The 6,139-nt window shown below is 60.0% G+C and carries 5 protein-coding genes and 2 pseudogenes; 4 read left to right on the top strand and 3 right to left on the bottom strand.

The genetic code is table 11. The features are described from left to right. The first annotated feature begins 215 nt into the window (after positions 1 to 215). Positions 216 to 2,135, top strand: coding sequence for a potassium transporter Kup (locus X750_RS134395; protein WP_023749054.1), 1,920 nt, complete (start codon positions 216 to 218; stop codon positions 2,133 to 2,135). Between the two features lie 57 nt (positions 2,136 to 2,192). On the opposite strand, the pseudogene X750_RS01000000163565 reads toward X750_RS134395, so the two are convergent. Then, positions 2,193 to 2,971 (bottom strand): annotated as a pseudogene (locus tag X750_RS01000000163565) (IS6 family transposase). A 449-nt stretch (positions 2,972 to 3,420) separates the two neighbouring features. Next, positions 3,421 to 3,798 carry a hypothetical protein gene (locus X750_RS134400; RefSeq protein ID WP_023679574.1) on the bottom strand — a complete coding sequence of 126 codons (378 nt, stop codon included), beginning with the start codon at positions 3,796 to 3,798 and terminating at the stop codon, positions 3,421 to 3,423. Positions 3,799 to 4,127: 329 nt separating this feature from the next. On the opposite strand from X750_RS134400, the pseudogene X750_RS01000000163560 reads away from it, so the two are divergent. The 3 genes and pseudogenes from X750_RS01000000163560 to X750_RS134415 form a co-directional block, all read left to right on the top strand. Continuing rightward, positions 4,128 to 4,823 (top strand): annotated as a pseudogene (locus tag X750_RS01000000163560) (IS6 family transposase); the annotation flags it as partial. Beyond that, a complete protein-coding gene (locus tag X750_RS134410; RefSeq protein ID WP_031194388.1) occupies positions 4,820 to 4,999 on the top strand; it encodes a hypothetical protein in 180 nt (59 codons plus the stop codon). The pseudogene X750_RS01000000163560 and the gene X750_RS134410, both read left to right, overlap by 4 nt. Then, positions 4,999 to 5,616, top strand: a complete 618-nt coding sequence (locus X750_RS134415; protein WP_023749049.1) for a hypothetical protein — start codon at positions 4,999 to 5,001, stop codon at positions 5,614 to 5,616. Before X750_RS134410 ends, X750_RS134415 begins: the two co-directional genes overlap by 1 nt. 105 nt (positions 5,617 to 5,721) lie before the next feature. On the opposite strand, the gene X750_RS1000000166640 is transcribed toward X750_RS134415, so the two are convergent. Continuing rightward, entirely contained in the window at positions 5,722 to 5,997 is a 276-nt protein-coding gene (locus X750_RS1000000166640; RefSeq protein ID WP_023679571.1) for an acyl carrier protein, read from the bottom strand. Positions 5,998 to 6,139: the final 142 nt, after the last annotated feature.

Genomic DNA, 6,139 nt, shown 5'->3' with positions numbered 1-6,139 from the left:
GGCGGCCGATGCGACGGAGTATTTCCAGATCCCGACCGGACGTGTGGTCGAGATCGGCACGCAGGTGGCGATCTAGGTTCCGGCAGCCTTTGACGCCACGCACCGGTCATTGCGGGGCAAGCCCTGCGCTGGGAACATGGTAGCCCTACCGTCACGGCACTTGATATTGCATCGCAGCAAGCGTAGAGCACCGCGCGCTTATCGGAGTGTCGTCCATGGCCCTTACCAATGCTGGTATTGAGGCAGAACCCGTCGAACAATCGAGCCATCCCGAAATCGAACAGCACAGCACCAAAGTTCTGATGCTGGGCGCGCTCGGCGTGGTCTATGGCGACATCGGCACCAGCCCGATCTACGCCTTCCGGGAAGCGCTTGTTGCGTCCTCCGGCGGCGAAATCGCCGAGCGCGGCGATATTCTGGGCGTGCTGTCGCTGATCATCTGGTCGTTGACGATTATCGTCACCATCAAATACATCATGTTTGTGCTCAGAGCCGACAACCGAGGCGAGGGCGGCGTGCTGTCGCTGATGGCGCTGGCGCGCGGCAGTTTCCCCAAGCGCTCGGCGCTGATGCTCGGCATCGGCATCGTCGGGGCATCGCTTTTCTTCGGTGATGCCGTCATCACACCGGCGATATCGGTGCTGTCGGCGGTTGAGGGCATGAATGTCGTCACGCCGACCTTCCAGCCCTATGTCGTGCCGCTGACACTGGTCATTCTTACCATGGTGTTTGCGGTGCAGCGCTTCGGCACGGGCGGGGTAGGATTGGTGTTCGGCCCGGTGACGGCGGTGTGGTTCCTGGCAATTGGCCTTTCCGGGCTCAACCACATCATCGCCGATCCGGAAATCCTGTGGGCGGTGAGCCCGCACTACATCGTCGCCTTCCTGATCAATTCGCCCGACGTCGCTTTCGTGACCATCGGCGCCATCTTCCTCGCCGTCACCGGCGCCGAAGCACTCTATGCCGATCTCGGCCATTTCGGCCGCAAGCCGATCGTGCTGGCCTGGCTGGCGATCGTGTTTCCCTGCCTGCTGCTCAATTATGCCGGGCAAGGCGCCTTCGTGCTGGCCAAGAATGGCGTCGTCGGCCATCCATTCTTCGAGATGAACGAAGGCTGGACGCTGATCCCGATGGTCGTGCTGGCGACGGCCGCGACTGTCATCGCCAGCCAGGCGGTCATCTCCGGCGCCTTCTCGCTGACCCGGCAGGCGGTGCAGCTCAATATGCTGCCGCGCCTGGAAATCCTGCACACCTCGGAGAAGCAGTCGGGCCAGATCTACATGCCGCGCGTCACTCTGTTGCTGGCGCTGGCGGTGATGCTGCTGGTCGTCGGTTTCGGCGAATCGAGCAAGCTCGCCTCCGCCTATGGCATCTCGGTGACCGGCAACATGCTGGTGACGACGGTGCTGCTGTTCGTCGTCATGACCCGGATCTGGAAATGGCGGCTGTGGGTGGCGGTCGCCATGACGGCGCTGTTCGGCTTCATCGATGTCGGCTTTTTTGCCTCCAACATCGTCAAAGTGTTCGAGGGTGGCTGGGCTTCGCTGGCGGTGGCCTTCACCATTGTGCTGGCTATGTGGACCTGGGTGCGCGGCAGCCGCTATCTGTTCGACAAGACCCGCCGCAACGAAATCCCGCTCGATTTCCTCGCCGGCAATCTCCTGAAGAAAAAGCCGCAGCTGGTGTCCGGCACCGCGGTGTTCCTGACGAGCGATCCACTCAGCGCGCCAACCGCGCTGATGCACAGCCTGAAGCACTACAAGGTGCTGCACGAGCAGAACGTCATCCTTTCGGTGGTGACCGCGCCGCAACCGGTGGTGCCCGACAGCGACCGGGTCAAGATGGAGACGGTCAACGAGCTGTTCATGCGGGTGACGCTGACCTTCGGCTACATGGAGCAGCCGAACATCCCGCGCGCGCTGGCGATCTGCCGCAAGCAAGGCTGGAAGTTCGACATCATGACGACCTCGTTCTTCCTGTCACGGCGTTCGCTCAAGGCCTCGCCCAATTCCGGCATGCCGGTGTGGCAGGACCGGTTGTTCATCGGCCTGGCGCGTACGGCGGCCGACGCGACGGAGTACTTCCAGATCCCGACCGGACGCGTCGTCGAGATCGGAACGCAAGTGACGATTTAGGGCATGCCGCGGTTGAGAAGAATCGGTGCTGTCACATTGATTGAGCGGTAAGGAAATTCAGGTAGCAGCGCGCCCGGCACTGTAAGTTTCAGCGGCTTGATGCAGCGATAGCTGGCCGGGACGGCTGTCACGCTGTGGCGACACACGCGATTTTGTTCCAGATTTGCATGGGGCGTTACGCAGGTCTCGATGTTGAGCCGATGACAGCGCATTGCAGGGAAAGTGAGCAGGTCGGCAATCGGATCATGGATGGAAACGAACCGCTGAAGCTGGCGTGCCGACTTGAAGCGTTTCATGATCCTTTCGCGTCGTCGGGTCGGCTGGTGCGAATTTTCCGCTCGATTTTCAGGCCTGTGTGCGACCGGTGTTCGACGCCGGGCATGAGGTCGCGCATGGCGGCATCATAGGATCGGAGCTTGTCGGTGATCATGATCCGTGGTGTCCGCCCTTGAGCTTTCAGCAACTTGCGCATCAGACGCTTTGCCGCCTTGGCATTTCGGCGGCTTTGTACCAGCACTTCGAGGACGAAGCCGTCCTGATCGACGGCACGCCAGAGCCACTGCTTCTTGCCACTGATAGCCACGACACATTCGTCGAGATGCCATTTGTCGCCCAGGCAGCCGGCTGATATTGATCTCCTGGGCGGAATGCCGTCCGAATTTCTCCGCGCAGCTTCGAACGGTCTGATGCGTGACGATGATGCCGCGGGCCGCCAGCATGTCCTCAACCATGCGCAGGCTGAGCGGAAAGCGAAAGTAGAGCCATACCGCGTGCGCAATGATCTCGGCGGGAAAGCGGTGGCGACCATAGAGCGGATCACGAGCAACTTCTGACATGGCCCAATGTACGCACATCTTCATAAGCTGTCGGTTGTCTTTACGATGCCGCGCCAAGCGAGCAGCATCCGGCCGGCGGGGCCGACCCCGTCTCCCGGCCGTGAGCAGAACGGCATCGCGCAGGTGCCGCTTCATCCTCGACCGGCCAGCCTGCTTTGCCGTTACCGCCGCCGCCGAAAGCGCCAGGCGTTGCCGCCAGGCGCCGATCCGCCGGCAGCGGTTCGTTTCCACCGATGATCCGAGTGCCAACCAGTTCCACTTTCCCCCAATACCTGCGTAACGCCGCCATGCAAATCTGGAACAAAATCGCGTATGTCGCCGCAGCATGACAGCCGTCCCGACCAGCTATCGCTGCATCAATACGCTGATATCTTTACAGTGCCCGCACGCCTCTCGCGCGCCAACGGCCAGTCGGGTGTCGCGAATGAGGCGCGCTGAAGCCATCCGGCTCAGCCGATCATGGCGCTTCGGTTGCCGGGTTCGAGGTCGTGGCCTCTGCCGCTGCGCGATTCTAGCATTTGCGCCTTGGAGAGCTCTGCTTCAGCCTCGGCGAGGCATGGCTCGGCTGCGGTTCTCTGCCGCAGAAGGTCCGATTGCGAATTCTTGACGTTGTCACGACGTAGGCGAGCGGCCTTGGCGAACGTCGGATAAGCGAAATGATTGACATCGGAGATGCCGGCCTTCGTTTCCTCGGCGTTTAACTGGAAGTCCAGTTCTCGCGCCATGCGTTCGAAATCGGCAATCATGATGTCTAGCTGGTGCAACTGTCGCCGCTTCTCATTCACCTGAAATTGCTTCAGTCGGACCAGATTACCTCGTGGCTTCATGACTCGGTACTCCGGTACCCATTTCGTCCAATCAAACCGCTCTCTCCCCTTAACGTTAGGCCTACAGCGACTCTCACGTTTTCTGCTGCGAGCGGAAACATATTTTCCAAAATCCTTGGCCGATGGCTATGAGTTCAATGGCATCGACAAGCATGCGAGCGGGGGACTTAAGGGGCGGTAAAAAAAGGCGGAATAGGGCGATTTTCACAATGTCTGCATTGAACGCGTTGAGACCTGCGGCGGGCTTGACACACAAAGCAATCGTCAAGATTTGCGACATGGACGCCGGGGGGCATGAATACGCCCGCCGTCAGCTACACGCCCCCCGATTTCCGCCGCCTATTATCGCCCACGCGGTCTGGCTTTATTTCCGGTTTCCGCTGAGCCTGCGCCTGGTTGAGGAAATGCTGCTGGAACGCGGCATCGTGGTTTCGTATGAGACAAGTCGCCGGTGGGGCATCAAGTTCGGGCTGGACTGCGCTCGCTGCTTGCGCCGCAAGCCGCCGTGCCGGAATGACGTCTGGTACCTGAACGAAGTGGTCGTCACCATCGCCCGGCAAAAAGCTTTGGTTGTGGCGCACCGTCGACCAGGATGGATATGTGCTGGACGAAATCGTGCAAAACCGCCGCAACACCAAGGCCGCCAAGCGCTTGCTGACGCGGCTGTTGAAGAAGCAGGGGCTCGCGCCGAAGCGCATGATCACCGACTAGCTGCGCTCGTATGGAGCGGCAAAGCGACAGGTGATGCCGGACGTCAAGCACCGGTCGCACAAGGGGTTGAACAACGGAGCGGAGAATTCCCATGTGCCGCCGCGAAAACGGGAGCGGATGATGCAGGGGTCCGATCGCCGAGAGGCCTGCAACGCTTCGTCTCGACCTTGTCAGCCCTCCGCAACCTCTTCGTCCCGCCCCGCCCCAAACGTTCTGCTCTCGCCATACATGTTCATCGCCTCAGCGCGATGGCGCTGGTGATATCACGACGCGTTTGTACCGCTCGACCTACGCCACAGGTGCCGACGCTGTGACGAGCTTCGTCGGTCGCGTGTCGAGTGACGGCACCGGGGACAATTATCGTCGACCGCAGTCCATTGCCCAGACCAAGGCGCTTCTCGGCGTCGGCACGATGGCAAATCGCAGCGTCACGATCTCGGCCGCTGCCCCTTCTGGCGGCGTGGACGGTGATTTCTGGGTGCAGCCGTAATGGCCCTTTACGTCAAAGCCTCCGGGGTCTGGGGGGCGGCCAGCGCCGTCTGGGTGAAAATCTCAAGCCTCTGGACCAAGGCTCGACAGGTCTATGTGCGCAGCTCGGGCGTCTGGGAGAAAATGTTCCCGATAGATCTGGTCTTCAATGGCACTCACGAAGACTCGACTGCCACGACCGTTTACACCCACACCAGCATTCCGCTTCTTGTCGCGCCACACGCTAATCGTCGTGTCATCGTGACAACTGAGACCACTGACACCGAAAGTGCAGTGACCGTCAACAGTATGACGATTGGGGGTGTGGCTGCCACCCTTCTCGCTCAGGTGGAAAGCATCTTCAATTCTGGTGTGGTCTATCTGTCAGTGTGGTCAGCCCTCGTGCCAACCGGTACGACGGCAACGATCGTGACCACGTATAGTGAGAGCGTGTTCCGTGACTACATGTCGGTCGATACGACCACCAATTGGGATGGTGTGGTGGGCACTGTTGCCTCTGACAACAATTCAACGGGTGGCCTGACAACGACCGTCAGCATTGGTGCCCTGGGCGCAGCGATCGCAATTGCGGGCAACGCCACCAAGGGGGCATCGGCACTGCGACATGGACCGGGCTGACCCAACAGTTCTCAAACACACCAGTCACGGATACAAACCACAGCGGAGCAATGGCCATAGCTACCGCCGCCCAAGCTGCCCTCACCGTAACCTGTGCCTACAGCACTACTCCAGCACTTGCCGCACTGCTGGTGGTTCCGCGGTGCGCAACTCCTGACTGGCGACGGCGTCGGCGACATGCCTTACGGACTCGTATTGCCAGAGCTTGTAATCGTCGACAAACCAGCCAAGTCGGCTCTCGATCGCCGTAGCAAGCTCGTTATAGTCGAGGCTGTCGAGGCCGAGATCCCGCATTCTGGTTGTCATCGAGACCTCTACTTTTTCGGCAACTAGAGCGTTGAGGGTTTTGAGAACCAGTTGTTCAATTTCAAGTAATGTCATCACTAATACATGCCTTTTGATTGCAGATTCAGGTAATGCAACCCTGATTGGGGCCCAACCCCCAAAACGAGGTGTGCCGTTGAAACATGTTCTTGTCATTGACGATGATGCCGCAATGCGGCGCCTCATCGCCGAGTATCTC

It is taken from the genome of Mesorhizobium sp. LNJC391B00 (assembly GCF_000502535.1).
In the GTDB taxonomy this organism is placed as follows: domain Bacteria; phylum Pseudomonadota; class Alphaproteobacteria; order Rhizobiales; family Rhizobiaceae; genus Mesorhizobium.
This window is presented reverse-complemented; position numbering and strand designations above follow the sequence as displayed.

Coding starts and splice junctions, on each gene's coding strand:
- X750_RS1000000166640 (WP_023679571.1), bottom strand. CDS start 5,997: ATGACATTACTTGAAATTGAACAACTGGTTCTCAAAACCCTCAACGCT.
- X750_RS134400 (WP_023679574.1), bottom strand. CDS start 3,798: ATGAAGCCACGAGGTAATCTGGTCCGACTGAAGCAATTTCAGGTGAAT.
- X750_RS134415 (WP_023749049.1), top strand. CDS start 4,999: ATGGCCCTTTACGTCAAAGCCTCCGGGGTCTGGGGGGCGGCCAGCGCC.
- X750_RS134395 (WP_023749054.1), top strand. CDS start 216: ATGGCCCTTACCAATGCTGGTATTGAGGCAGAACCCGTCGAACAATCG.